Source organism: Micrococcus sp. GbtcB5 (assembly GCF_019091605.1).
In the GTDB taxonomy this organism is placed as follows: domain Bacteria; phylum Actinomycetota; class Actinomycetes; order Actinomycetales; family Micrococcaceae; genus Micrococcus; species Micrococcus luteus.
The window spans coordinates 1-245 of sequence record NZ_JAGXJK010000346.1 but is presented as its reverse complement, the minus strand read 5'-3'; the positions used below and the strand labels follow the sequence as shown (position 1 = coordinate 245).

The 245-nt window shown below is 76.3% G+C and carries 1 protein-coding gene; it reads right to left on the bottom strand.

Annotated elements, in window-relative coordinates:
* A partial coding sequence (locus tag KVS67_RS12635; RefSeq protein ID WP_217565512.1) for an AMP-binding protein occupies positions 1-245 on the bottom strand: 245 nt, incomplete at both ends.

Below are 245 nucleotides of genomic sequence, written 5' to 3'. Positions count from 1 at the left end.
CCGTCGATGTCCGTGTGCAGCAGCCCCTCGGTCATGCCCCACGGCGTGTGGACCCGGGCGTTCGGCATGAGGTCCGAGACTTGCCGCAACAGCTGCGGGTGCACGGGGGCGCCGGCCGAGAGCACGAGCCGCACGGCGTCGAGCGCCTCGCGCTGGGGAGCGGCGAGCCCGTCGGCGGGCGCGACCACGGTCGCCAGGCCGGCGGGGGGGGCGAACAGAACGCTCGACTGCCCGGCGAACGCGGC